The organism is Azohydromonas lata (assembly GCF_034427735.1).
GTDB classification, from domain to species: domain Bacteria; phylum Pseudomonadota; class Gammaproteobacteria; order Burkholderiales; family Burkholderiaceae_C; genus Azohydromonas; species Azohydromonas lata.
The window spans coordinates 1-22,303 of record NZ_JAXOJX010000049.1; the positions used below are offsets into that span (position 1 = coordinate 1).

Consider the following 22,303-nt stretch of genomic DNA (forward strand, 5'->3'; position numbering starts at 1 on the left):
ACGGCCAGCCAGCCGAGCCGTTACGTTTTCCCCGGACAGCAGTGCGCGAAGGCGGGCATCCACGCAGGCCGGGAGGCCGCCCGGTGCTCGTGGACACCCGCCTGCGCGGGTGTGACGAGGCTTCAGTGCGGAGAACGAATTGGAATCAGAGGCGGCCGTCCCCCCGGGGCCGGCACGGCGTCAGCGGCTGAAGCCCGCGGCGCCGCCGTCGCCCAGGCTTTGCGCGATGCGCTGCGCCAGGTCGCGCAGGAAAGCGGCCAGCTCCGCACCGCCGGGGCGCTGCTGCTGTGCATCGGCCTCGGCCGCCAGCCGGGCGACGTCCGCCATGGACAAGGCCACGCCACCCGCGGCTCGCGCGGCGGCCGGCGGCCGGAGCGCCGGCGCGCTGTACGGGACGTCGGCCGGTGGCGCGGCCAGGGCCTGCACGGGTACGGCCGGCAGCGCGGCCGGTGTTGCGGTTGGTGTTGCGGTCGTGACCGGCGCTGCGGCCGGGGGGCTGTGCGGTGCAGCGCCGCGGCGGCTGGCCTTGCCCGTGATGGCGCTGAACACCTGTGGCGGCGCCAGGCCGGCCTGCGCGGCTTCCCGCGCCGCCGCCAGCGCGGCCTGGCGGTCGCGCTGCAGGGCGTCGGCCAGGTCGCTGGCCCAGGCGAACTGCACCGCCAGCGGCGAACCGAAGGCCGCCAGCATGTCCTCAGGCAGATCCGCGACCTTGATGGCGCGGCTCACGTTGCCCGAGTCGGCGCCGACGGCCACGGCCAGCATGCGCTGCGAGGGGAACAGGCCCTCCTTGAGCGCGCGCCGGTACATCACGCCCTGCTCGTAGGCGCTGAGGTTCTTGCGGGCGCGGTTCTCTCGATCCATTTCCGCGAACAAGGCGCGGTCGTCGAGGTCGGCCACGACCGCCAGCACGGGCAAGCCCAGCTCCAGGCAGGCGCGGTGGCGCCGGTGGCCGAACACGATCTCGTAGCGCGCGCCGTCGGCCGCCGGCCCGCTCAGCGGCCGCACCTTGATGGGCTGGACGTTGCCGCCCGCGCCGGCAATCTCGGCTTTCAGCTCCGCGAAGTCTTCGTTTTCGAAAGACGCCGCATGCCGGTTGGCCCAACGGCTGGCGCGCACCAGGCGCGCGTCCAGCGGCTGTGCGCCGCGCTCGCCTTCGAGCTGCTGCACCTGGGCGCGCAGCGAATGCAGCTCCTGCGCCAGGCCGGCGTGGCGCATCACGCCCGTGACGGGTTCGGCGGGTGCGGCGGGCGCGGCCGGAGCTGCGCCGGCCGGCGGCAGGTCGAACTTGAGGCCCTTGCCCTTGCTGACGGCGCTCATGCTGCGGCGCTCCGTGCGAGCTGGCGGCGCCAGGCCTTGAGGCAGTGCACGCTGATGGCGTCGGCCAGGCGGTCCGCGGCGTCGGTGGCGCGGCGCACGGTGCGGCTGCTGCCCACGGCCTCGTCGTAGACCGTGCCGAAGTTGGCGCTGGCGGCGCCGGCGGCGGCGCTCTTGGGAATCTCGACGGGCAGCAGCTTCTCGGCGTAGGCCGCAGCCATCCACTCCCGCACGGTGCTGCCCGCGGCGTCGGTGGATTCGACGCGGGTGGGCAGGATGCTGATGAAGTCGAAGCGCTTGTCCTGCACCGAGGGCAGCCGCGTGGTCAGGTCGCCGAAGAGCTGCCAGAACTGCGCGCTGCTGGCGAAGTCCAGCGCGTTGGGCGGTAGCGGCATGAGGATGCCGTCGGCCGCCATGAGCACGTTGATGGTCATGTAGGACAGCGCCGGCGGCGTGTCCATGATGATCACGTCGTAGTCCTGGCGCAGGTCGCGCAGGCCCAGCTCCAGCACGCGCCAATACTGGAAGCCCGCGTCCATCACCATGCGGCCGGACAGCTCGAACTCGGCGCCGAACAGCAGCGGCGCCGCGGCCACGAGGTCGATGCCGCTCCAGTAGGTGGGCCGCACGGCGTAGCGCAGCGACGCCTGCGCGCCCTCCACCAGCGGCAGCATGGTGTCGTCGCGCCGCACCTCCGTGTCGGGCAGGATGCCGAACAGCGTGGTGAGCGAGCCTTGCGGATCGGTGTCTATGACCAGCACCCGGTGGCCGCGCAGCGACAGGCCCTGCGCCAGCGTCAGCGCCGTGGTCGTCTTGGTCACGCCGCCCTTGAAGTTGGCCACGGCGATCGTCACGGCGTGGGCGCCGGTTGGGCGCAGGGCGTCGGCCTTGTAGTGGCGCACCCAGGCCTGCAATTCCTGCAGCGTGAACTCGCGGCGGTTGCCCACGCCCAGCTTGCCCACGGGCAGGGTGCGCTTGCGCAGGGCCACGTCCATGGCGTTCTTGTCCAGGCCGGTGAGGCCCATGACGTCGCCCGTGTAGTAGCGCGGCGGCGTCTTGCGGTTCTCCGGCGCCAGCATCGCGCCGCGCACCTGCGAGACGACGGCCTGGACCCGGTTGGCCTGCACCAGCACCTCGGCCAGCGGGATCCCTTCGTCTATCACTGCACTACCCATCGCACCCTCGTTTTTGTAGGACGCGGGAGTGTAGCTTTGTCGCGAAACTCTGCGATAAAGCTTTGTTGCTGCGACAACACAAGGCCGCCGCGACCGCACGGGCTTGGGGCTCAGAACAGGCCGGCGTTCGGATCGATCAGCCTGGAGAAATCGTCCTGGACGAAGGGCAGGATGGCGTCGGCCACGGGCCGCAACTGGCGCTCGATGTAGTGGTGGTAGTCGATGGGGGCGCGGCGCATCTCCAACGGCTGCGGGCCCGCGGTCGTGATCACGTAGGCGATGCGGGTGCGGCCGCCGCCGAGGAACGGCTGCACGCGGCCCAAGCGCTGGTCGTTCTCGTCGGCCATGCGCGCCGCGCGCACGTGCGGCGGCACGTTGCGCTGGTAGTCCTCCAGCCCTCGGCGCAGCCGCTTGCGGTAGACCAGCAGCTCGTCCATGTCGCCGGCCAGGGTGCGGCGCACGAAGTCGCGCACGTAGTCCTGGTGAGGCTGGCGCAGGAACACCCGCTGGTAGAGCTGCTGCTGGAACTGCTGGGCCAGGGGCGTCCAGTCGGAGCGCACGGTCTCCAGCCCCTTGAAGACCATGCGCTCGCGGCCGTCCTGCTGCCTGACCAGCCCGGCGTAGCGCTTCTTGCTGCCTTCGTTCGAGCCGCGGACGGTGGGCATGAGGAAGCGGCGGTAGTGCGTCTCGAACTGCAGCTCCAGCGCGCTGTCCAGGCCGAACTCGGCCTTCAGGTGCTCGCGCCACCACTGGTTGACGTGCTGCACCAGGCCGCGGCCGATGCGGGCGGCGTCGGCCTCGGCGTGCTCGCGGCCCAGCCAGACGAAGGTCGAGTCGGTGTCGCCGTAGATGACGCGCCAGCCCTGGGCCTCGATGAGCTCGCGCGTCCTGCGCATGATCTCGTGGCCCCGCCGCGTGATGGAGGACGTGAGGCGCGGGTCGCAGAAGCGGCAGCCCCGGGTGCCGAGCACGCCGTAGAAGGCATTCATGATGATCTTCAGCGCTTGGGCCAGCGGCTGGTTGCCCTCGCGCTTGGCGGCCTCGCGGCCCTGCCAGACCTGCTCGACCATGGCGGGCAGGCAGTGGCGCGTGCGGGAGAAGCGCGCGCCGTCGAAGCCGGGCACCGAGGCACGCTCGTCGGCCTCGTGCAGCCCCTGCGCCAAGCCGGCGGGGTCGATCAGGAAGGTGCGGATGATGGCGGGGTACAGGGACTTGTAGTCCAGCACCAGCACCGAGTCGAAGATCCCGGGCTGCGAGTCCATGACGAAGCCGCCGGGGCTGCTGCGCGGGCGTTCGTCGCCCAAGGTGGGCGCGACGAAGCCCAGGCGGTGCATGCGCGGCAGGTACAGGTGCGTGAAGGCCGCCACCGAGCCGCCGCTGCGGTCGGCCGGCAGCCCCGTGACGGTGGCGCGCTCCAGCAGGAAGTCCAGCACCTGCGTTCTGGCGAAGATGCGGCTCACCAGCTCGCAGTCCTTGAGGTTGTAGCGGGCCAGCGCCACCTTGTCCTCGGCGAACATGCGGTCGATCTCGGCCATGCGCTCGTCGGGCGTGTCTATGGCCTTGCCCTCGCCCAGCAGCTCGCGGGCGACGTTCTCCAGCGCAAAGGACGCAAAGCTCCAGGTGGCCGAGCGCAGCGCCTCGATGCCGTCTATGAGCAGCCGCCCGGCTGCCGCCGCGAAGAAGTGGCCGCTTTGCGTGCCATGGGCGCGCCACTCCATCACGGCGCCGCCGCGGCCCAGCCGCAGCGGCACCTGCAGGCGCTGTGCGTGCTCGTGAAGGATGCGCAGGTCGAACTGCACCAGGTTCCAGCCAATAAGGGCATCCGGGTCGTGGCGGGCGAGCCAATCGCAAAGCGACTGCAGCAGTTGAGCGCGGGACTCGACGGCGTCGAGCCGGAAATCCACCGGCGCCCCGTGCCCGCCGAGCGGGCCCAGCACCCAGACCTGGCGCTCGCCGCAGCCCTCGATGGCGATGGAGTACAGCTCGCCGTGCCGGTTGGTTTCGACGTCCAGCGAGGCCAGCCGCAGGCGAGGGCGGTAGGCGGGCGCGGGTTTCAGGCGCGCCTGGTGCAGCGTGCCGCTGCCGTCCGGCGTGCCGCTGAAGCGGACCGGCGCCGTGATGAAGCGCTCCATCATGTAGCGCTCCGGCGGCCGGATGTCGGCCTCGAAGACCGGGATGCCGGCACGCCTGAGCAGTTTTTCGGCGCGCTGCAGCTGGCGCTGCTGCCAGCAGTACAGGCCCATCACGGGGCGGTGCTGGAAATCCAGCAGGTCCAGCGCGCGCAGCTCCACATAGGGCTCGTCGCGCAGCAGCAAGGCCACCTGCGCCTGCCGCTCGGCGGGGAAGAAGGCGACGGACGTCTGCGGCGGCAGCCGGACCCGGCGGGGGCCCTCGTCAGTCGCCAGCCAGAACTCCACCAGCGTGCCTTGCGGCGTGTCGCACCAGTGCCGGGTGAGCACGAAACCCTGTTGTTGATCCACGGGCCGCAGCCTCAATGGGCCGCCACAAGGCGCGGCGGATGCGGGCGCAACGGCAGGGTGGGCCTTCCGGAGGGGCCTTGCGCAATCCGCAGCCTGGTAGCCATGGCTGTCATGCCCGTCATGCTGCCAGCGCCGCAGCCAGCAGCTCCAGGAAGCGTTGCGCCGCGGCGCCCAGCGGGCGCTGCTTGGGCACGATGGCGCGGTAGGGCTCCAGCGCCTGGTGCAGTTGCAGCGGGAGCACGCGCAGCAGCCCGTCCGCCTCGTGGCGCGCGGCCAGCGCGGCGGGCAGCACGGCCACCATGGGCGCCTCGTTGATGAGGAACACGGTGGTGTGCATGGAAGCGGTCTCCACCAGGTTGCGTGGCATGTCCAGGCCCTGCAGCCGGAATTCCTGCTCCAGCAGCTCGCGCATGGGCGAGGGCCGCGGCTGCAGCACCCAGGGGTCGCGCAGGAGGCCTTGCAACGTTGGGGCGCTCTCGTGGGCCCGCGAATTGCGCCGGCCCACGACCACGCTCAAGGGCTCGCTGGCCAGCACCGTCGAGTCGTAGTTGCCATGGGCATGACCCTCGGCAATGCGGCCTATGACCAGGTCGAGCTCGCCCTGGTCCAGCAGGTCCAGCAGGTGGTCGCTGGTCTCGGTGACGATGCGCACCTTCAGCAGCGGCCGCTCGCGCTTGAGCGCGGCCACCGCCTGCACCAGCAGCGTCGGCGAAGACGCCGGAATGCAGCCTACGGCCAGCACGCCCCCGCCGCCCTCGCTCAAGCCTTCGAGCGTGCGCGCGAGCGCTTCCAGCGAGCCCTGTAACCCCTCGAAATGCGCCATGACGGCCGTGCCCGCGGGCGTGGGCCGCAAGCCGCGGCCGGCGCGCTCGAACAGGGGCAGCTCCAGGGCTGCCTCCAGCTCCTGGAGCATCTGCGTCGCCGCGGGTTGTGTCATGCCCAGCTCCGACGCCGCCGCGCGCAGCGTCCCCAGCCGCTGCAGCGCCAGCAGCAGGGCGACTTGCCTGAAGCGCAGCCGCTGCAGCAGGTGGCGGGCGGACATGGGCTTCATGAATAAGTTGGGCCTATCAGTCGATCAGAAAAATCAAGTTTACGCGTATAGATTGGCTACCTAGCATCGCTGCACTTCCTACAACGACCCGGAGACAAACATGAAGCCAAGCGCCTGGAAGCGGCGGGCGGTGCGCGCCGCGGCGGCCGCCACCTTGTTGGGCCTGACGGTGGTGCCGGCCCTGGCGCAGGAGTGGCCGTCCAGGCCGCTGCGCATGCTCGTGGGCTCGGCGCCGGGCGGCGGCACCGACGCGGCGGCGCGCGCGGTGGCCGACAAGCTGGGCCCGGCGCTCAAGACCACCGTGGTGGTCGAGAACAAGCCCGGGGCCTCCAACACGATGGCGCCTGCCGAGGCGGTGCGTGCCAACGACGGCCACAGCCTGGTGATGGGCGTTTCCACGGCGCACGCCATCGCCCCTTATCTGATCAAACTGCCCTACAGCAACGACCGCGACCTGGTACCCGTGGCCTACGTCGGCGCCGTGCCCAACGTGCTGGTGGTCAACAAGGACTTGGGTGTGAACACGGTGAGCGACCTGGTGGCGCTGGTGCGCAAGCAGCCGGGGTCGGTGAACTTCGCCAGCAGTGGGGCCGGCAGCACGCAGCACATTGCCGGCGAGCTGTTCCGCGAGGCCACGCAGGCCGACATCACGCACGTGCCCTACCGCGGCAGCGCGCCGGCGCTGGTGGACCTGATGGGGGGCTCCGTGCAGATGAGCTTCGACACCATGGCCTCGGTGCTGCCGCACATCAAGACCGGCAAGGTCAAGGCGCTGGCCGTGGCGGCCGCCAAGCGCAGCCCCCAGCTCCCCGACGTGCCCACGACCGCGGAGGCCGGGCTGAAGGAGGTGGAGATGAGCGCCTGGTACGGCGTGTACATGCCCGCGGGCACGCCCAAGGCCGTGCAGGACCGGGTGCATGACGAGGTCACCAGGATCATCCAGATGCCTGACGTGAAGGCGCGACTGGAAGCCATAGGCATGGAGGTGCAGCCCATGAGCCAGGCGCAGTTCCAGGCTTTCCACAACGCCGAGAACAAGCGCTACGCGGCCCTGATCAAGCGCCGCGACATCCGGCTGGACTGAGTGCCGGGACACAGCCTCAGCAAAGGACACACCATGAACACCTCCACACGGCCCGTCGTCGCGCTGACCCTGGGCGACCCGGCCGGCATCGGCCCCGAGCTGATCGCACGGCTGCTGGCCCGCAGCGACGTGCGCGAGCAGGCCAACATCGTGCTCGTCGGCGACCCCTGGCTGTGGGCCCAAGGCCAGCAGGTCGCGGGCGTGGAAGTCGCCACGGCCCCGGTGTTGTCGCTGGCCCAGGTGCGCGAGCGGACGAACGCGTCGCGCCCGGCCTTCCTGGCCGTGGACACGGTGCGGCCGGACCAGGTGCGCGTGGGTCAGGCCGACGCGGCCGGCGGCGCCTCGGTGCTGTCGGTGCTCAACCGCTGCATGGACGCGACGCTGGCCGGCGAGGTGGACGCGATCTGCTTCGCCCCGCTCAACAAGCACGCGATGAAGCTGGGTGGCCTCCAGCACGAGGACGAGCTGCACCACTTCGCCCAGTACCTGGGCGTGCAGGGCTACTTCTGCGAGTTCAACACGCTGCAGGGGCTGTGGACCTCGCGGGTGTCCTCGCACGTGCCGCTCAAGGACGCAGCCTCTTACCTGAGCGTGGAGCGCATCCAGGCGGCCGCGACGCTGATCTACCGCTCGCTGCAGGCCAACGGCGTGGCCGCGCCGCGCGTGGCGGTGGCCGGCTTCAACCCGCACAACGGCGACGGCGGCACCTGCGGGCGCGAGGAGATCGACGTCATCGCGCCGGCGGTGGCCGCGCTCAACGCCGCGGGGCTGCCGGTGGTTGGGCCGTTCCCGGCCGACACCATCTTCCTCAAGGCGCGTGACGGCGAGCTCGATGCCATCGTCACCATGTACCACGACCAGGGCCAGATCGCGCTGAAGCTGCTGGGCTTCTCCAAGGGCGTGACGGTGCAGGGCGGCTTGCCCACTCCCATCACCACGCCGGCGCATGGCACCGCCTACGACATCGCCGGCCAGGGCCGCGCCGACGTCAACGCCACGGCCAACGCCTTTGCCATCGCCTGCCGCATGGGCCGTGCGCAGCGGGCGGCGCGCACCAGCACGCCTGCCTGAACGCCACCGCCACGCCCGTCACCTGAACGAACAAGAGACCGATTCCATGAAGATCACCAAGATCCGCGCCCGCGTTTTCGAATGGCAGGGCCCCACCGTGCCGCCGCAGGGCAACTTCTGCTCCAACGCCATGGACCTGGTGTGGGACAACAAGGCCCACGCCGGCGCCGACGACACCATGGACACCTTCCGCTTCCACGGCTGGACCGTGGTGGAGGTGGAGACCGATACCGGCCTGGTCGGCCTGGGCAACGTGGCGCTGGCGCCGCGCATCGCCAAGGCCATCATCGACCAGTACCTGGCGCCGCACGCGCTGGGCCAGGACCCGTGGGACTACGAGTACATCAACCAGCGCATGTACCGCGCCACGCACGCCTGGGGCCGCAAGGGCGTGGCGATGGCGGCGATCTCGGCCATCGACATCGCCATTTGGGACATCCTGGGCAAGGCGGTCAACAAGCCGGTGTTCAAGCTGCTGGGCGGGCGCACCAAGGAAAAGATCCCCTGCTACTACTCCAAGCTGTACCGCACCGACTTGAAGGACATGCAGCGCGAGGCCGAGACCTTCATGAAGCAGGGCTTCAAGGCCTTCAAGATGCGCTTCGGCTACGGGCCGCAGCATGGACAGCAAGGCGTGGTCGAGAACCTCAAGAGCGTGGAGGCGGTGCGCGAGGTGATCGGCTACGACAACGACCTCATGCTGGAGTGCTACATGGGCTGGAACGTGGAGTACGCCAAGCGCATCCTGCCCAAGCTGGAGAAGTACCAGCCGCGCTGGCTGGAGGAGCCGGTGATTGCCGACGACATCGACGGCTACGCCGAGCTCAACCGCCTCACCAGCATTCCCATCTCCGGTGGCGAGCACGAGTTCAGCCTCTACGGCTTCAAGCAACTGCTGGAAAAGAAGGCCGTGAGCGTGGTGCAGTACGACACCAACCGCGTCGGCGGCATCACCATGGCGCACAAGATCAACGCGCTGTGCGAGGCCTACTCCGTGCCCGTGATCCCGCACGCGGGCCAGATGCACAACTACCACCTCACCATGAGCAGCCTCAACTGCCCCATGAGCGAGTACTTCCCGATGTTCGACGTCGAGGTGGGCAACGAGCTGTTCTATTACATCTTCGCCGGCGAGCCGGTGGCCGAGAACGGCTTCGTGCAACTGCGCGACGACGTGCCGGGGCTGGGCCTGACGCTGCGCACGGACTACCTCGACCAGTTCCGCATCGTCGAGTAAGGAGCCGTGCCATGAAACGACGTTTTGAAGGCGTGTTCCCGGTGGTGCCCACCGTCTTCCACGCCGACGGCACGCTGGACCTGCCCGGCCAGCTGCGCTGCGTGGACTTCATGATCGATGCCGGCTCCAACGGCCTGTGCATCCTGGCCAACTTCTCCGAGCAGTTCGCGCTCGCCGACGAGGAGCGCGAGACGCTGACGCGGGCCATCCTGGAGCACGTCGCAGGGCGCGTGCCGGTGATCGTGACCACCACGCACTTCAGCAGCGCGGTGTGCGCGGCCCGCAGCCGCCGCGCGCAGGACTTGGGCGCCGCGATGGTGATGGTGATGCCGCCCTATCACGGCGCCACGCTGCGCGTGGGCGAAGCGCAGGTGGTGGAGTTCTTCCGCACGGTGTGCGCGGCCATAGCCATTCCGCTCATGGTCCAGGACGCCCCCGTGGCCGGCACGCCGCTGCCCGCGGCGCTGCTGGCGCGCATGGCACGCGAGATCCCCAACCTGCGCTATTTCAAGATCGAGGTGCCGCAGGCGGCCAACAAGCTGCGCGAGCTGATCGCCCTGGGCGGCGACGCCATTGAGGGCCCGTGGGACGGGGAGGAGGGCATCACGCTGTGGGCCGACCTGGAGGCCGGCTGCACCGGAGCGATGACGGGAGGTGGTTTCCCTGACGGCATGCGCGCCATCGTCGATGCCTACCGGCAGGGGCGCCACGAGGACGCTTTCGCGCTCTACCAGCGCTGGCTGCCGCTGATCAACTGGGAGAACCGGCAGGCGGGTTTTCTGGCCGCCAAGGCGCTGATGCAGGCCGGTGGCGTGATCCAGTGCAGCGCGCCGCGCCATCCCTGGCCGGACCTGCAGCCGGAGATCCGGCAGGGCCTGATCAGCATCGCCCGCCGGCTTGATCCGCTGGTGCTGCGCTGGGCGCAATAAGCGCCCTCAGCGCAAACCCGCCATCGGCAACCGATGGCGGGCTTCCACGACCTTTATGGCGCAGGATTTTTTGAATTCTGGGCTTTGGCGCGCCGCCGCACAGCGGCAATACCCAGCAGCCCCGCCGCCATCAACGCCACACTTTGCGGCTCGGGAACCGGGCTCGCGACATTGCCCAGTCCGGTTTTCACGTTCAAGACCAATTGATCGTGCTGGCTGAAGCTCAATCCTTTCCAGTTGAGCTTGATGGTGTCGTCAGTGAAACTCAGTCCGTTGCCAATGCCCGCAAACGTCGTCGAGGGATCGACGGTGACGGAAGTGAACTTGCCTGCTTTACCGTAAATGTCGCGCAGCACCCAACCGTTGAACTCGGCCCCGGCGTCACCGTATCGGCTGCCATAAAGGAAATCGATGACGATACGGTTATTTTGAATATCCATTCTCGCGGAGCCGTCCGCAATATTATCTATCTCAATGCCTGCATCTGCCTTGTAAAGGCCGTTTGCGGAATTTTCGTAGGGATTGCTGCTCAGCGTCGGGTAGAAATATTGAAATTCGAACGTGTTGGCCAGCAGCGAGGTCGCTGAGGCGTTTCCGACAGCCAAGCCAAGAAATACAGAAAAAATTGCCGATCTCTTCACGGTACCTCCTTGAAATTCAAATGCCCGTGAAGTAATTTTGTAATCTTATTAGTTTAATTACAGCCTCTTGAGTGGGTGGTTGGCTTGCGAAGTTGATTCGTGGACTGGGATGGCCACTCGCCCATACCGGGGGGCCTTGAGGTTTTCCGCAATGTGCCGCGCGCTTGCAATGCCGATAGCGTCATTGGGACGGCCGATGTTGGCTGTCGATGACGTGGAAAATTGGGAGGTTGCCATGGCGCCTGTAAGCAAGCAGTCTGACGCCGACGATGGCTCGTGCACCCCAGCGTGCATTGCAACCGGCGAAAGCTCCGTCGAGGCGCTGCTTCGAGTCGAGGCCGAATGTGGGTGGAGCGACGCACCCTGGCTCATGTCCCAAGCCTGGGAGCCGGCAGACGATGAGGGTTGGGCCGGGGCTGGTGTCGGACAACAGCCCTGACCCTGTCCGCGCTGGAGCCCAAGGTCGCAGAATTCGTTGCGCGGCAAACTACGCCGCGCCCAGCCGGATGATGTGTCGCCAAGGAAGGTTCTCATCCGCCTCATAGTCGGCGACGACCCAGGTGCGCGTCGGATGGTCCGCATGGGCGAGCAGGAACTCCCGCACCACACGGATCGAGCCCATGTCCAGGGCTGCGTAAGGCTGGTCCAGGCAGGTCACCGTGGCTTGCGTGGCCAGCAGCCCCGCGAGAGCCACTTTGCGCCGCGTGCCCGTGGAAAGCATGGACAAGTTCTTAGCCAGGTGAGGCTGCAGCTTTAAAGCCTCTACCAGTTCCTGCAGCAGTGCTGCGTTCCAGCGCGGACAGCGCGTACGCAAGGTATCCCACACCTTATCCGGCGTGCGGTCATCAAGGCAGGGCAGGCTGAGATCCAGCCAGACCGCATCGGGGTTCAACGTATCCAAGGGAGGCCCTTGCGTTTGGCCAGTCAGTTGGCGCAAATGGCGGGTCTTTCCGGTGCCTTCGTCGCCCACCACGGCGACAAGACCCGCAGGCAGTGAATGATCGGTCATGGCTTGCATTTTGCGGCCTGCCCGTGCTGGCCAGCTTCTACGCCGTCGCTGGTGGATCACACGGCGGCGGCGCGTGACAAGCCGCCGCGCCGCCTGTCTCCAAGATGGCAAGCACTCCATTCAAGCTTGCTCCTGGACATGAACGGCAGCCTCAAGACGCTTTCCCCCACGCTTCGAAACACCGCCCTGGGCCTGTGCGCCATGGCGGGACTCCTGACGGCCACGCCTGTGGTGCGGGCGGAGGACTACCCCAGCAAGCCTGTCCGAGTGGTGGTTCCTTGGCCTGCAGGCGCGATCACCGACGCGCTGGCCCGGCGGCTCAGCGAGCAGGTGGGCTCTCAACTTGGCCAGCCGTTCATCGTCGACAACCGCCCCGGGGCCAGCGGCAGCATAGGCACGAGCTTCGCGGCGAAGTCCGCAGCCGACGGCTACACGTTGATGGTCGCGTCCTCCGACACCCATGCCATCAACCCGATCTACTACACGAAACTGCCCTATGCCACGGCCGACTTCGCCGACGTGACCGGCTTGGCCAAGTTCTCCTACATCATCGCCGTGGGCAAACATGTTCCGGCCAACAGCCTGCGTGAGTTCGTCGCCTTGGCCAAGGCTCAACCGGGCAAGTATTCCTATGCGTCCTGGGGCAACGGCAGCCTGGCGCACCTGGGTACGGAACTGTTCAAGTCGGCGGCGGGCATTGACTTGCTGCATGTTCCTTTCCAGGGAACCGCGCCGGGCGTGACGGCCCTGATCAGCAGCACCGTGGACTTGATGATCATGCCCGCCGGTACGGCCGAGCATCAGCGCAAGGCCGGCAAGCTCAAGATACTGGCCGTCGCGGGCCCCATGCGCTCCTCCGTCGTCGCCGACGTCCCCACGACGGCCGAGACGGGTTACCCCTCCGTCATCGTGCAGCAGTGGTTCGGCCTCGTGGTGCCCAAGGGCAGCCAGGACGGCGTCAGGAGCAGGCTGGCCGCGGCGTTCTCGCGCGCACTGACGCAAAAAGACACGGCCGAATGGATCGCCAGCGAAGGCGGCGAGCCGCTGCCCCTCAATGGCGAGCAGTTCAAGGCCTTCGCGCAGAGCGAGTCCCAGCGCTGGCGCAAGGTGATCGCCGACGCCCGCATCGATCTCCAGTGATGCAGGCTGGAGTCGGGGCGGTCCGTGGCCAGGCCGCGGTGACGTGGCGCAGGACTGTTCTCAGCAAGCCAGCGTCTTGCGGCCGCCGAGCCGCCCTTGACGACGCTTTAGGCTCCGCGCACCAGCGCCAGGACCTTGCTGGCGTCCAGGCCGCGGGCCTTCTCCTGCATCGCCGGCATGAACCTTCCCTGAAGGCCCTGGGCCTCGGCCGTGACGCTGGCATAGGCGTCCTTGAGCATTTGTGTGGACATGGTTCGCCCCCCGGCGTAGTAGCGCTTGGCAACGTGGCCGAGGGCATAGGTGGTCGCAAAGCTCATGCCTGAGCTGACGGCTTGCTTGCCAAGGCCGCCAAACATGCCGCCGCCGAATTTGCCCAGTACGCCGCCGAGCAGCTTGCGGCCGGCCTGTTCGAGGTACTGCGACGTCAGGCCGACACCGACCGTCGCGAGGAAGTCCTTCACGTGTCCGCTGTCGAGTTGGTAACCATGGGCTTGGCCAATGCGGTAGACCAGTTTCATCTGCAACGGAATGATGGCCATCGTCGACAAAGTCTCGGGCAACAGCTCCAGGGCGCCGTTCAGGATGGCGGCATTCAGGATGGTCTGGTCGAGCGCCGAGTTGTCGACAGCCGCCGCTTTGCCTGGGCCCGGTGTGGCCGCCGCGGCACCCAGCGGCGCCGTTGCCAGCTCTTCGGCCTGCGCTTCGAAACGCCCGGCCGAGGTGCCCAGGCCAAGCTGGCCGTGCAGCTTGGCCAGGAAACTTGCCTCGGCTTGCGACTGTGCGCCGTCGGCATCGCATACGCAGACTGCCATTTCGTAGGCGAGCTGGCGGGCCTCGGCACTGCCCAGGCCGGCAACCGCCGCAGCGGTGTCGACGCGCTTCATCAGCACGTCCTGGTAGAGCGTCGGCAGGTGCACGCCATGGGATCGCCCCAGGCCTTCCGCGATGCGCTTGAGCTCGCCGCGCTCGCGGTCATGCTTGTCGCCGTCGGCATACGCTGCGAGCACGGCGATGGTGACAATGGCCTGGATCTCTGCAGAGGTCATAGGGACTTTTCAAGCAAGTGGGCAAGGTGGCTTCGGTCCGTGCCGAGCACAAAGGTTCCACTTGCCGGCGATCGCCAGGACCTCTGGCAGTCGGCTCAGGCCGTTTGTCAATCGACCGTCGCACCCGTGGCCTTGGCCACCTTGCCCCACTTCTCGGACTCGGCCTTCACGAAAGCCGCAAAATTTTCGGGCGTGTCGCCCACGAACTCCGAGCCCGTTTCCTTGAGCACGTGCTGGTACTCGGCGCCCTTCATGACCTTGAGCGCCTCGGCGTTGATTTTTGCGATCACGTCCTTGGGCGTCTTGGCCGGGGCGAACATGCCGTACCACGCATAGGACTCGACGCCCGGCATGCCCGCCTCCGCGAACGTGGGCACGTCAGGCAATTGCGACGAGCGCTTGGCGCCGGTGACGGCGATGGCCTTGAGCTTGCCCGCCTTGATGTGCGGAAGGATGGCCACCGTGCTGTCGAACATCATGGGCGCGTGCCCGGCCAGCACGTCGTTGATCGCCGTGGCCGAGCCCTTGTACGGCACGTGCGTCATGTCCAGCTTGGCCGTCATCTTGAACAGCTCGCCCGTCATGTGCTGCGGTGTGCCGTTGCCTGACGACGCGTACTGGAACTTGCCCGCTGCCGATTGGATGTGGGCCACGAGCTCCTTGAGGTTGCTTGCCGGCACGGAAGGGTGAACCGCCAGCACCAGCGGCACCCGCAGCAGGTTGGTCACTGGCGCAAGGTCCTTCTGCGCCTCGAAGGGCATCTTCTTGTAGACATGCTGGTTGATCACTATGGGCGCGCTGGACGTGATGAGCAGCATGGAGCCGTCCGGCGTTGCCTTGGCAACGGCTGCCGACCCGATGTTGCCGCCCGCGCCGCCGCGGTTGTCCACGACGAAGGGCTTGCCCAGCGCATCGGTCAGGCCCTTGGACATTGGGCGCGCCACCGTGTCCGACGGTCCGCCCGGCGGCCACGGCACGACGATGGTCGCCGGCTTGGACGGCCAGTCCTGCGCCTGCACGGTTGAACACACGAGCAGCCCAAGGGCCGCGAGCGCCATGCGGCGGTTACATCCAGTCATTGCTGTCTCCTGTTTACATATGGGCTTGATCCGGGTCCCGCGGCTCAACGCGAAAGGATCGAATCAGCGCGCGCAAGCTTAGGAATCGAAGTGGCTTGCCCGCATCCGGCCAAATCCTCAAGCAGCTCTGCGTAGAACTACGCAGGCCTGGGCAAGTGCCGTGCACGTCCACACGGCACGCACCTGCCCTGCGGAAAATATCGACATGCCACGCCTGTATCTCGCACGTTCCTCCAGCAGCCGCATGCTGCGCGCGTTTTTGGCCCTGGTGGCCATGGCCTTGTTCGCCGCGCTGCTGGCCGGCGTGGGGGCCTGGGTTGAAAGGCGCGAGATGGCCCTCAAGGCGCAGGCGCTGCACCACGCGCTGGAGGCTCACGCCCTGGGCCTGCAGTCCACGGCGGAGCGCTTCGATTTCCTGCCGTTGGCGTGCGCGCGCCATCCCGCCGTCACTGCATTGCTTGAGAAGCCTGCGGATGGCGAGTTCGTCCTTCGGGCCAACGCCTATTTCGAAGAGTTGAACCGCGTCGTCGGCGCGTCGGCGCTCTACCTGCTGGACCGCCAGGGCCTGACGCTGGCGGCCAGCAACTGGCGTACGGGTGACAGCTTCGTCGGGATGAACTACAGCCGGCGTCCGTACTTCGAGAAGTCGCTGGCCGGGGAGCGCAGCGTCTTTTACGGTGTCGGCCTGACCACTGGCGTGCCCGGCTTGTTCATCGCCGAGCCGGTGCATGGCGCCACGGGCATCCTTGGGGTCCTCGTCGTGAAGGTGGGGCTGGACGCCGTTCAGGCGGCCTGGGCCAGCGCGCCCGACCCCGTGGTGCTTTCCGATGCCCGCGGCGTCGTGTTCCTGAGCTCGGTGCCTGCATGGCTCTACGGCACCCGACAGCCCCTGGCGAAGGAGGATGTCGCCTGGCTGAATGGCCAGCGCCAGTATGGGCTGGCGCAGCGCAGTTTTGCCCTGCTGCCGTGGCGCGTTGAAGGCCGGGCGGATGATCAGCAAGTCGCGCCCTACAAGGTCCGGGCCGAAGTCGGCGGCGTGCACCGGACCCTGCTGGCGGCGGACATGAAGATGCCTCGAACGGACTGGACCCTCAGTGTGATGGCCGACCTGTCCGAGGTCTACCAAGCCAAGCGCTTGGCTCAAGTGATCACGGGCCTGGTGGTGCTGCTGCTCGTGTTGAGCCTGCTGTACTGGCGGCTGCGCGAACGCCGCCTTGCCGAGCAGCGCCAGCGTGCACAGGAGGCACAGTTGCAGCATGCGGCCCGCCTTGCCAGCCTGGGCGAACTGGCTTCCACGCTGGCTCACGAGCTTGGCCAGCCCTTGATGGCCTTGTCGAGCTATGCGGTGGCGGCCCAGCGCTTTGCGCAGCAGAGCTCACGTGACCTGTTGCACCAGACCCTCGCGGAGATCCAGGCGCAGGCCCGGCGAGCCGCGGACATCGTGGCCCGCATGCGTGGTTTCGTGCGCCAGCGCAGCCGGGGGCAGGAGCGGTGCGAAATCCAGGACATCGTGAACTCGGTGCTGGCCCTGGTGGCGCCGGAGATCCGCAAGCTCAAGTCAGCCATCGAGCTGGACCTGCCGGCAACCTTGCCGGCCGTGTGCGGTGACCGGCTGTTGCTGGAGCAGTTGCTGCTGAACCTTTTGATGAACGCCCTGCAGGCCATGAAGGACGTGGATGAAGGCGGCAGGCGCATCACCATCCGCGCGCTGGCCGAAGGCGCCGTGGTCAAGCTGGAAGTTCAGGACACCGGCCCGGGTATTGCGGCCGACGTCGTGCCCCGGATCTTCGAGCCCTTCTTCACCACCAAGGCCGACGGCCTGGGCGTTGGGCTGAAAATCTGCCGCTCGATTGCCGAAAGCCACGGGGGCCGCCTGGCCCATGCTTCGCCGCCGGGATGCGGCGCGTTGTTCATCCTGACCTTGCCCTTGGAATCATGCAAAGACGATCGTTGAACATCTACGTGGTTGACGATGACGAAGCCGTGCGCCGCTCTTTGCTGCTGATGCTGATGTCCACCGGGTTCGCGGTGCAGGGCTTCGAGGCGGGCGAGGTGTTTCTGGACACGGTGGACATGCGCGCGGGCGGCGTGCTGATACTGGACTTGCGCTTGAACGGGATGAGCGGCCTGGAGGTGTTCGCGCGTCTCAAGGCCGCGCGCAGTCCGCTGGTGGTGCTGTTTCTGTCCGGCCACGGCGACATTCCGACCGCGCTCAATGCCGTGCGGCAGGGCGCGCGCGACTGGGTGGTCAAGCCCGACTCGGAGGCGCTTTTGGGCAAGCTGCCCGGTGCGTTGGAAGAGGCGGCCTGTCGCGCACAAGCGCTGGAGCAATGGGAATCGCTGACACCCAGGGAACGCGAGGTGGCCGTGCACGTGGCCCGCGGTGTGGCCAACAAGGAAATCGCCCGCTTGCTGCAGCCGCCCTGCAGCCCGCGCTCCGTGGAAACCCACCGCGCCCACCTGTTTGCCAAGCTGGACTTGGCTAACGACAACGTGCTGGGCCGCTGGCTGGCGCGCCAAGCCTGGCTCCTGGGCGACGATGGAACACGCCGCGACGAGAACGCGACGTAGCGCTGGAGGAGAGCCTGGATCGCCGCGTCAGGAACGGGGCAGGGCGTCCGGCAGGCCTATGCGCACCGGCGTACCGGCGGCGTCAAGCTCAATGTCTCCGGTCAACGCCACGGGGTGCTCCAGGTTCCACATGGAGAGCGTGAGGACAGGCGGCGCCGACGCCCTATGGATCCGGTTCATCACCACCAGCGTTGCGTCGTGTCCCTCGCCCACGGCGAAGGCCGCCCTGGATTCCAGCTCCGCCAGGTCTTCCGTCGAGTGGTCTTGGGGCGGCTCGACATCGATCAACGCGCGTTCCATCCCCGCGGCCAAGTCCGAGGTGCGGAACACCATCCAGCGGCCAGGAAAGTCAATCAGGCACACGCCGGGTGCGCCATAGCGCCGGGACAGACGGGTGTAGAACGCCTGGAGCAGCTCCGGCGCTTGCGAAGCGGACATCGAAAACATGGCGTGCTACTTTGCCAGCGCCACGCAACCAGGCCGGCGCTCCTGTTGCAGCGCTGTCACACCCGATTGGCAGGTCGGCGTGATGCCCAGCCTGTCTGCGGCTGAACCGCTCCGGCGGACGGAACCGGTTCAGGCATGCCCCGGGGGGTAAGCGAAGCCGCCGCCTCGTTCCCGCGCCAGCCGAGCTTCTTCGCGCAGGTCTTCTTGCACCGGGTCAGGTGCGCCGCCGTCCTTCAGGTGATCTTCGTACCAGGCCGCGATCAGCAAGCCCACGAGGGGCTGCGGGCCTTGCACGATTTCATCCAAGTCCAATGCGCTGGCCTGGCAGATGGCTTCAATAGGGGCCATTGCAAAGCGCACCAAGCCATCGTCTGCATTGCGCGATAAGCGCAGATCGGCAAACTCGACGCCGTCTGGAATGGTCACCCGCAGTGTTCTCATGCTGTCCTTCAAAGTGGTTGCGACCTGGACTGGTGCTGCAGCAAGTCACGTTGGACGATAGGCCATCTCCACGCACGTGACCGCCACTGCAGCCAGCGGTGAATGGAGCACGGCATATGCCGTTCCCGCCGTTGAGATGATGCAGCCACCGGGCCGATCGCCTCGCTGGCCGAACGCGGCGGGCCGCACGCCGGACACGTGCACGAACACCACCCACTAAGATACTTGCCTCGCAACTCGCCAATGCTGATTTATGCGTGCCCTCGTTGTCCTGGCCCTGGCTGTGCTCTCGCTGCAAGGCTGTGCCGTCTACACCCCTTCAGGCGCGGTCGTGGTCGATCCAGTGGAGCGCCCAAGCGGCTCAGGCAGTTTTTGCCCCCCTGGGCAGGCCAAGAAGGGACGTTGCTGACCTGAGGTAAGGCAGCGACAGGTGCGGGACTCCGCCCCATGGCGGACTTGCCCGGGTGGCGGGCGCAGGTGCTGGTCATTGGCGACCAGCCGTGCGCGCGTGAATTTGTATGCGGCAGCAACCATGTCGAACTTGTTGGTGCCTGAAGTATGGCGTTCGCGTCTGAAACGCATAGCCCACGCGCACAGCGCCCGCAGCGTATTCGACATGGCCCGTCACAAGGCGCGGCGCCGCGGTTTCCGAAGCGAAACCTGACGGGTCGAAGAACGAGCAAAGGCACATCGATGCCATTGTGGAAAAGGCCGGCCTGACCGACCTGCTCGTGGCCCACGACTCGGGCGTCGTCGCGCACCTCTGCGACCGCATGGCCGTCATGCAGCACAGACGAGCCGTCAAGGCCGGGTTCCGCAACCCGGGTTTTCACCAGCAGCCGTGATCTATCTCAAGGAAAAAAAAACTCATATCATAGACCGACCGGTCGGTAGAACATTGAGCCAACTCAACGCTCAAACCGAACCTTGCTGGAGGTCGAGTTGTCCGAAACCCTGATCCTGAAGTCCCTGAACGGCGCGGTGTGCACGCTCACGCTCAACCGCCCCGCGGCGCTCAACAGCTTCACGGCTGCGATGCACGAAGCGCTCGCCGCGGAGCTGGATGCGGTGGCCGCCGATGCCCGCGTGCGCTGCCTGTTGCTCACCGGTGCCGGGCGGGCCTTCTGCGCCGGCCAGGATCTGTCGGACCCGCTGGTGAGCCCTGAAGCCGGCCAGCCGCCCAAGGACCTCTCGGTGGCCATAGACCGCCACTACAAGCCCTTGGTGCTGCGCCTGCGCCGCATGCCCGTGCCGGTGGTCGTGGCGGTCAACGGCGTGGCGGCCGGCGCGGGTGCCAACCTGGCCCTGTGCGGTGACATGGTGCTGGCCGCCCGCTCGGCGAGTTTCATCCAGGCGTTTTCCAAGATCGGCCTGGTGCCTGACACCGGCGGCACCTGGATGCTGCCCCGCCTCGTTGGGCGCGCCCGGGCGCTGGCGCTGGCCTTCCTGGGCGACAAGCTGCCGGCCGAAGACGCCGAGCGCTACGGCCTGATCTGGCGCTGCGTGGACGACGAGGCGCTGATGGACATGGCGCAGTCGCTGGCGTCCAGGCTCGCGCGCATGCCGACCAAGGCCCTGGTGGCCACCCGGCTGGCCATGGACCAGGCCCAGCTCACGGCGCTGGACGGCGCGCTGGACGCTGAAGCCCGCCTGCAGCGCGAGCTGGGCGTTGCCTACGACTACCAGGAAGGCGTGGCCGCCTTCGGCGCCAAGCGCGCTCCCGTGTTCACCGACCGCTGAATCCCGATTCCCCCCATGACGCTCACTGCCCAACAAGTTGCCGAACGCGTGCGCGACGGCATGTACGCCCGCGACCTGGCCGCCCAAGCCGCCGGCATCAAAGTCACCGAGATCGCGCCCGGCGGCGCCACGCTGACCATGACGGTGCGCGAGGACATGCTCAACGGCCATGCCACCTGCCATGGCGGTGTGATCGCCACGCTGGCCGACACCGCCTTCGCCTACGGCTGCAACTCCTACGACGAGCTCACCGTCGCCTCCGGCTTCTCCATCGACTTTCTGGCTCCCGGGCGCCTGGACGACGTGCTCACCGCGCGCTGCGCCGAGGTGTCCAAGGCCGGCCGCACCGGCGTCTATGACGTGACGGTGGTGAACCAGCGCGGCGAGCGCATTGCGGTCTTCCGTGGCCGCTCCTACACCGCCAAGGGCCGCCCGGCCGTCGGCGCCTGAATCAGCCCAGCCATTGCACAAGGAGACAAGCCATGCCCGTGAAGAGCCCTGCCGCCGGGGATCTGGAGCCCATAGAGCGTGCCAGCCGTGACGAGATCGCCGCGCTGCAACTGCAGCGCCTGCGCCGCACGCTGGAGCACGCCTATGAGAACGTGCCGCACTACCGCCGGGCCTTCGACGCCAAGGGCGTGCATCCCTCGGACCTGAAGACGCTTTCCGACATCGCCAGGTTTCCCTTCACCACCAAGCACGACCTGCGCGACAACTACCCCTTCGGCCTCTTCGCCGTGCCGCGCCAGCAGGTGGCGCGCGTGCATGCCTCGTCGGGCACCACGGGCAAGCCCACGGTGGTGGGTTATACGAAGAACGACATCGACACCTGGGCCAACCTGGTGGCGCGTTCCATCCGCGCCGCGGGCGGCCGCGCCGGCGACATCGTGCACATCGCCTACGGCTACGGCCTCTTCACCGGCGGCATGGGCGCGCACTACGGCGCCGAGCGGCTGGGTTGCACGGTCATCCCGATGTCGGGCGGCCAGACCGAGAAGCAGGTGCAGCTCATACGCGACTTCCAGCCTGACATCATCATGGTCACGCCCAGCTACATGCAGGTGATCATCGAGGAGTTCACGCGCCAGGGGCTGGACGCGAGCGAAAGCAGCCTGAAGGTGGGCATCTTCGGCGCCGAGCCGTGGACCGACGCCATGCGCCGCGACATCGAGGCCAAGGCCGGCATCGATGCGGTGGACATCTACGGCCTGTCGGAAGTGATGGGCCCGGGTGTGGCCAGCGAATGCGTCGAGTCCAAGGACGGGCCGACCATATGGGAAGACCACTTCTATCCCGAGATCGTCAACCCCGAGACCGGCGAGCCGGTGGCCGACGGCGAGGAGGGCGAGCTGGTCTTCACCTCGCTGACCAAGGAAGCGCTGCCCATCATCCGCTACCGCACGCGCGACCTCACGCGGCTGCTGCCGCCCACGTCAAGGGCGTTCCGGCGCATGGGCAAGATCGTCGGCCGCAGCGACGACATGCTGATCATCCGCGGCGTCAATGTCTTCCCGACGCAGATCGAGGAGATCGTGCTGCAGCACGAGAAGCTCTCCGGCCAGTACCAGGTGCAGGTCGAGCGCAAGGGCCTGCTAGACGAGGTGCTGGTGCGCTGCGAGCTGCAGCCCGGCGTCGCCGCGATGGCGACCGCCGACGTGGAACAGATTGCCCGCTGGGTGCAGCACCGCGTCAAGACGCTGGTGGGCATCTCCACGCGCGTGGAGGTGCTGATGAACGGCTCCATAGAGCGCACCCTCACCGGCAAGGCGCGCCGCGTGGTCGATCGCCGCCCAAAGGGCTGAAGTCGCGGCGCCCAACACCAAGCAACCGAACCAGCAGGAGTGATTT

21 protein-coding genes are annotated in these 22,303 nt (G+C 67.7%); 11 read left to right on the forward strand and 10 right to left on the reverse strand.

Annotated elements, in window-relative coordinates; genetic code table 11:
* Nucleotides 1-180 precede the first annotated feature (180 nt).
* The 4 genes from SM757_RS24240 to SM757_RS24255 form a co-directional block, all read right to left on the reverse strand.
* Entirely contained in the window at nucleotides 181-1,317 is a 1,137-nt protein-coding gene (locus tag SM757_RS24240; protein WP_322467364.1) for a ParB/RepB/Spo0J family partition protein, read from the reverse strand.
* On the reverse strand, nucleotides 1,314-2,489 hold the full coding sequence (locus SM757_RS24245; RefSeq protein WP_066342685.1) for a ParA family protein: 1,176 nt from the start codon (nucleotides 2,487-2,489) through the stop codon (nucleotides 1,314-1,316). The genes SM757_RS24240 and SM757_RS24245 overlap by 4 nt, the downstream gene beginning before the upstream one ends.
* 110 nt (nucleotides 2,490-2,599) lie before the next feature.
* Entirely contained in the window at nucleotides 2,600-4,969 is a 2,370-nt protein-coding gene (locus SM757_RS24250) for a DNA polymerase II (RefSeq protein WP_322467365.1), read from the reverse strand.
* Between the two features lie 118 nt (nucleotides 4,970-5,087).
* Nucleotides 5,088-6,020, reverse strand: coding sequence for a LysR family transcriptional regulator (locus tag SM757_RS24255; protein ID WP_322467366.1), 933 nt, complete (start codon nucleotides 6,018-6,020; stop codon nucleotides 5,088-5,090).
* Nucleotides 6,021-6,120: 100 nt separating this feature from the next.
* Here SM757_RS24255 and SM757_RS24260 point away from each other — a divergent pair, with 100 nt between their 5' ends.
* From SM757_RS24260 to SM757_RS24275, 4 genes are read left to right on the forward strand one after another with little or no spacing between them, the layout of a single operon-like run.
* Nucleotides 6,121-7,104 carry a Bug family tripartite tricarboxylate transporter substrate binding protein gene (locus SM757_RS24260; RefSeq protein WP_322467367.1) on the forward strand — a complete coding sequence of 328 codons (984 nt, stop codon included), beginning with the start codon at nucleotides 6,121-6,123 and terminating at the stop codon, nucleotides 7,102-7,104.
* Nucleotides 7,105-7,137: 33 nt separating this feature from the next.
* Complete coding sequence (locus tag SM757_RS24265; protein WP_322467368.1) at nucleotides 7,138-8,175, forward strand: 4-hydroxythreonine-4-phosphate dehydrogenase PdxA; 1,038 nt, start codon at nucleotides 7,138-7,140, stop codon at nucleotides 8,173-8,175.
* A gap of 46 nt (nucleotides 8,176-8,221) precedes the next feature.
* Nucleotides 8,222-9,412 (forward strand): L-rhamnonate dehydratase, encoded by a 1,191-nt coding sequence (locus SM757_RS24270; protein WP_322467369.1) that lies wholly within the window; start codon nucleotides 8,222-8,224, stop codon nucleotides 9,410-9,412.
* A gap of 11 nt (nucleotides 9,413-9,423) precedes the next feature.
* Nucleotides 9,424-10,341, forward strand: a complete 918-nt coding sequence (locus tag SM757_RS24275) for a dihydrodipicolinate synthase family protein (protein WP_322467370.1) — start codon at nucleotides 9,424-9,426, stop codon at nucleotides 10,339-10,341.
* A 53-nt stretch (nucleotides 10,342-10,394) separates the two neighbouring features.
* On the opposite strand, the gene SM757_RS24280 is transcribed toward SM757_RS24275, so the two are convergent.
* Together SM757_RS24280 and SM757_RS24285 are read right to left on the reverse strand one after the other, a co-directional pair.
* The gene (locus SM757_RS24280; RefSeq protein ID WP_322467371.1) at nucleotides 10,395-10,982 is read right to left on the reverse strand and encodes a PEP-CTERM sorting domain-containing protein; all 588 of its coding nucleotides are present in this window, start codon (nucleotides 10,980-10,982) and stop codon (nucleotides 10,395-10,397) included.
* 487 nt (nucleotides 10,983-11,469) lie between these two features.
* Nucleotides 11,470-12,000 carry an ABC transporter ATP-binding protein gene (locus SM757_RS24285; RefSeq protein WP_322467372.1) on the reverse strand — a complete coding sequence of 177 codons (531 nt, stop codon included), beginning with the start codon at nucleotides 11,998-12,000 and terminating at the stop codon, nucleotides 11,470-11,472.
* A 129-nt stretch (nucleotides 12,001-12,129) separates the two neighbouring features.
* On the opposite strand from SM757_RS24285, the gene SM757_RS24290 reads away from it, so the two are divergent.
* On the forward strand, nucleotides 12,130-13,131 hold the full coding sequence (locus SM757_RS24290) for a Bug family tripartite tricarboxylate transporter substrate binding protein (protein WP_322467373.1): 1,002 nt from the start codon (nucleotides 12,130-12,132) through the stop codon (nucleotides 13,129-13,131).
* A gap of 107 nt (nucleotides 13,132-13,238) precedes the next feature.
* Here the strand turns inward: SM757_RS24290 and SM757_RS24295 are convergent, their stop codons facing one another.
* Nucleotides 13,239-14,177, reverse strand: coding sequence for a YcjF family protein (locus SM757_RS24295; RefSeq protein WP_322467374.1), 939 nt, complete (start codon nucleotides 14,175-14,177; stop codon nucleotides 13,239-13,241).
* 107 nt (nucleotides 14,178-14,284) lie between these two features.
* The gene (locus SM757_RS24300) at nucleotides 14,285-15,256 is read right to left on the reverse strand and encodes a Bug family tripartite tricarboxylate transporter substrate binding protein (protein ID WP_322467375.1); all 972 of its coding nucleotides are present in this window, start codon (nucleotides 15,254-15,256) and stop codon (nucleotides 14,285-14,287) included.
* Nucleotides 15,257-15,461: 205 nt separating this feature from the next.
* Between SM757_RS24300 and SM757_RS24305 the strand changes: the two genes are divergently transcribed.
* Together SM757_RS24305 and SM757_RS24310 are read left to right on the forward strand one after the other, a co-directional pair.
* Complete coding sequence (locus SM757_RS24305) at nucleotides 15,462-17,210, forward strand: sensor histidine kinase (RefSeq protein WP_322467376.1); 1,749 nt, start codon at nucleotides 15,462-15,464, stop codon at nucleotides 17,208-17,210.
* Nucleotides 17,192-17,827, forward strand: a complete 636-nt coding sequence (locus SM757_RS24310) for a response regulator transcription factor (RefSeq protein ID WP_066342991.1) — start codon at nucleotides 17,192-17,194, stop codon at nucleotides 17,825-17,827. Before SM757_RS24305 ends, SM757_RS24310 begins: the two co-directional genes overlap by 19 nt.
* 27 nt (nucleotides 17,828-17,854) lie before the next feature.
* Here SM757_RS24310 and SM757_RS24315 read toward each other — a convergent pair whose 3' ends face one another.
* Both SM757_RS24315 and SM757_RS24320 read right to left on the reverse strand, forming a co-directional pair.
* Nucleotides 17,855-18,265, reverse strand: coding sequence for a hypothetical protein (locus tag SM757_RS24315; RefSeq protein WP_322467377.1), 411 nt, complete (start codon nucleotides 18,263-18,265; stop codon nucleotides 17,855-17,857).
* A 138-nt stretch (nucleotides 18,266-18,403) separates the two neighbouring features.
* Nucleotides 18,404-18,715, reverse strand: coding sequence for a hypothetical protein (locus tag SM757_RS24320; RefSeq protein WP_157119385.1), 312 nt, complete (start codon nucleotides 18,713-18,715; stop codon nucleotides 18,404-18,406).
* Nucleotides 18,716-19,416: 701 nt separating this feature from the next.
* Between SM757_RS24320 and SM757_RS24325 the strand changes: the two genes are divergently transcribed.
* From SM757_RS24325 to paaK, 4 genes are all read left to right on the forward strand, one after another.
* Nucleotides 19,417-19,560 carry a hypothetical protein gene (locus SM757_RS24325; protein WP_322467378.1) on the forward strand — a complete coding sequence of 48 codons (144 nt, stop codon included), beginning with the start codon at nucleotides 19,417-19,419 and terminating at the stop codon, nucleotides 19,558-19,560.
* Nucleotides 19,561-19,657: 97 nt separating this feature from the next.
* The gene (locus SM757_RS24330) at nucleotides 19,658-20,455 is read left to right on the forward strand and encodes an enoyl-CoA hydratase-related protein (RefSeq protein WP_322467379.1); all 798 of its coding nucleotides are present in this window, start codon (nucleotides 19,658-19,660) and stop codon (nucleotides 20,453-20,455) included.
* 15 nt (nucleotides 20,456-20,470) lie between these two features.
* Entirely contained in the window at nucleotides 20,471-20,905 is a 435-nt protein-coding gene (paaI, locus tag SM757_RS24335) for a hydroxyphenylacetyl-CoA thioesterase PaaI (protein ID WP_322467380.1), read from the forward strand.
* 32 nt (nucleotides 20,906-20,937) lie between these two features.
* Entirely contained in the window at nucleotides 20,938-22,257 is a 1,320-nt protein-coding gene (gene paaK / locus SM757_RS24340) for a phenylacetate--CoA ligase PaaK (RefSeq protein ID WP_322467381.1), read from the forward strand.
* Nucleotides 22,258-22,303: the final 46 nt, after the last annotated feature.

Excerpts from the sequence above, each read along its gene's own strand:
- paaI (WP_322467380.1), top strand. The coding sequence starts at position 20,471 with ATGACGCTCACTGCCCAACAAGTTGCCGAACGCGTGCGCGACGGCATG.
- SM757_RS24265 (WP_322467368.1), top strand. The coding sequence starts at position 7,138 with ATGAACACCTCCACACGGCCCGTCGTCGCGCTGACCCTGGGCGACCCG.
- SM757_RS24240 (WP_322467364.1), bottom strand. The coding sequence starts at position 1,317 with ATGAGCGCCGTCAGCAAGGGCAAGGGCCTCAAGTTCGACCTGCCGCCG.
- SM757_RS24320 (WP_157119385.1), bottom strand. The coding sequence starts at position 18,715 with ATGAGAACACTGCGGGTGACCATTCCAGACGGCGTCGAGTTTGCCGAT.
- SM757_RS24305 (WP_322467376.1), top strand. The coding sequence starts at position 15,462 with ATGCCACGCCTGTATCTCGCACGTTCCTCCAGCAGCCGCATGCTGCGC.
- SM757_RS24275 (WP_322467370.1), top strand. The coding sequence starts at position 9,424 with ATGAAACGACGTTTTGAAGGCGTGTTCCCGGTGGTGCCCACCGTCTTC.
- SM757_RS24295 (WP_322467374.1), bottom strand. The coding sequence starts at position 14,177 with ATGACCTCTGCAGAGATCCAGGCCATTGTCACCATCGCCGTGCTCGCA.
- SM757_RS24315 (WP_322467377.1), bottom strand. The coding sequence starts at position 18,265 with ATGTCCGCTTCGCAAGCGCCGGAGCTGCTCCAGGCGTTCTACACCCGT.
- paaK (WP_322467381.1), top strand. The coding sequence starts at position 20,938 with ATGCCCGTGAAGAGCCCTGCCGCCGGGGATCTGGAGCCCATAGAGCGT.
- SM757_RS24310 (WP_066342991.1), top strand. The coding sequence starts at position 17,192 with ATGCAAAGACGATCGTTGAACATCTACGTGGTTGACGATGACGAAGCC.
- SM757_RS24245 (WP_066342685.1), bottom strand. The coding sequence starts at position 2,489 with ATGGGTAGTGCAGTGATAGACGAAGGGATCCCGCTGGCCGAGGTGCTG.
- SM757_RS24255 (WP_322467366.1), bottom strand. The coding sequence starts at position 6,020 with ATGAAGCCCATGTCCGCCCGCCACCTGCTGCAGCGGCTGCGCTTCAGG.
- SM757_RS24270 (WP_322467369.1), top strand. The coding sequence starts at position 8,222 with ATGAAGATCACCAAGATCCGCGCCCGCGTTTTCGAATGGCAGGGCCCC.
- SM757_RS24290 (WP_322467373.1), top strand. The coding sequence starts at position 12,130 with ATGAACGGCAGCCTCAAGACGCTTTCCCCCACGCTTCGAAACACCGCC.
- SM757_RS24260 (WP_322467367.1), top strand. The coding sequence starts at position 6,121 with ATGAAGCCAAGCGCCTGGAAGCGGCGGGCGGTGCGCGCCGCGGCGGCC.
- SM757_RS24285 (WP_322467372.1), bottom strand. The coding sequence starts at position 12,000 with ATGCAAGCCATGACCGATCATTCACTGCCTGCGGGTCTTGTCGCCGTG.
- SM757_RS24300 (WP_322467375.1), bottom strand. The coding sequence starts at position 15,256 with ATGACTGGATGTAACCGCCGCATGGCGCTCGCGGCCCTTGGGCTGCTC.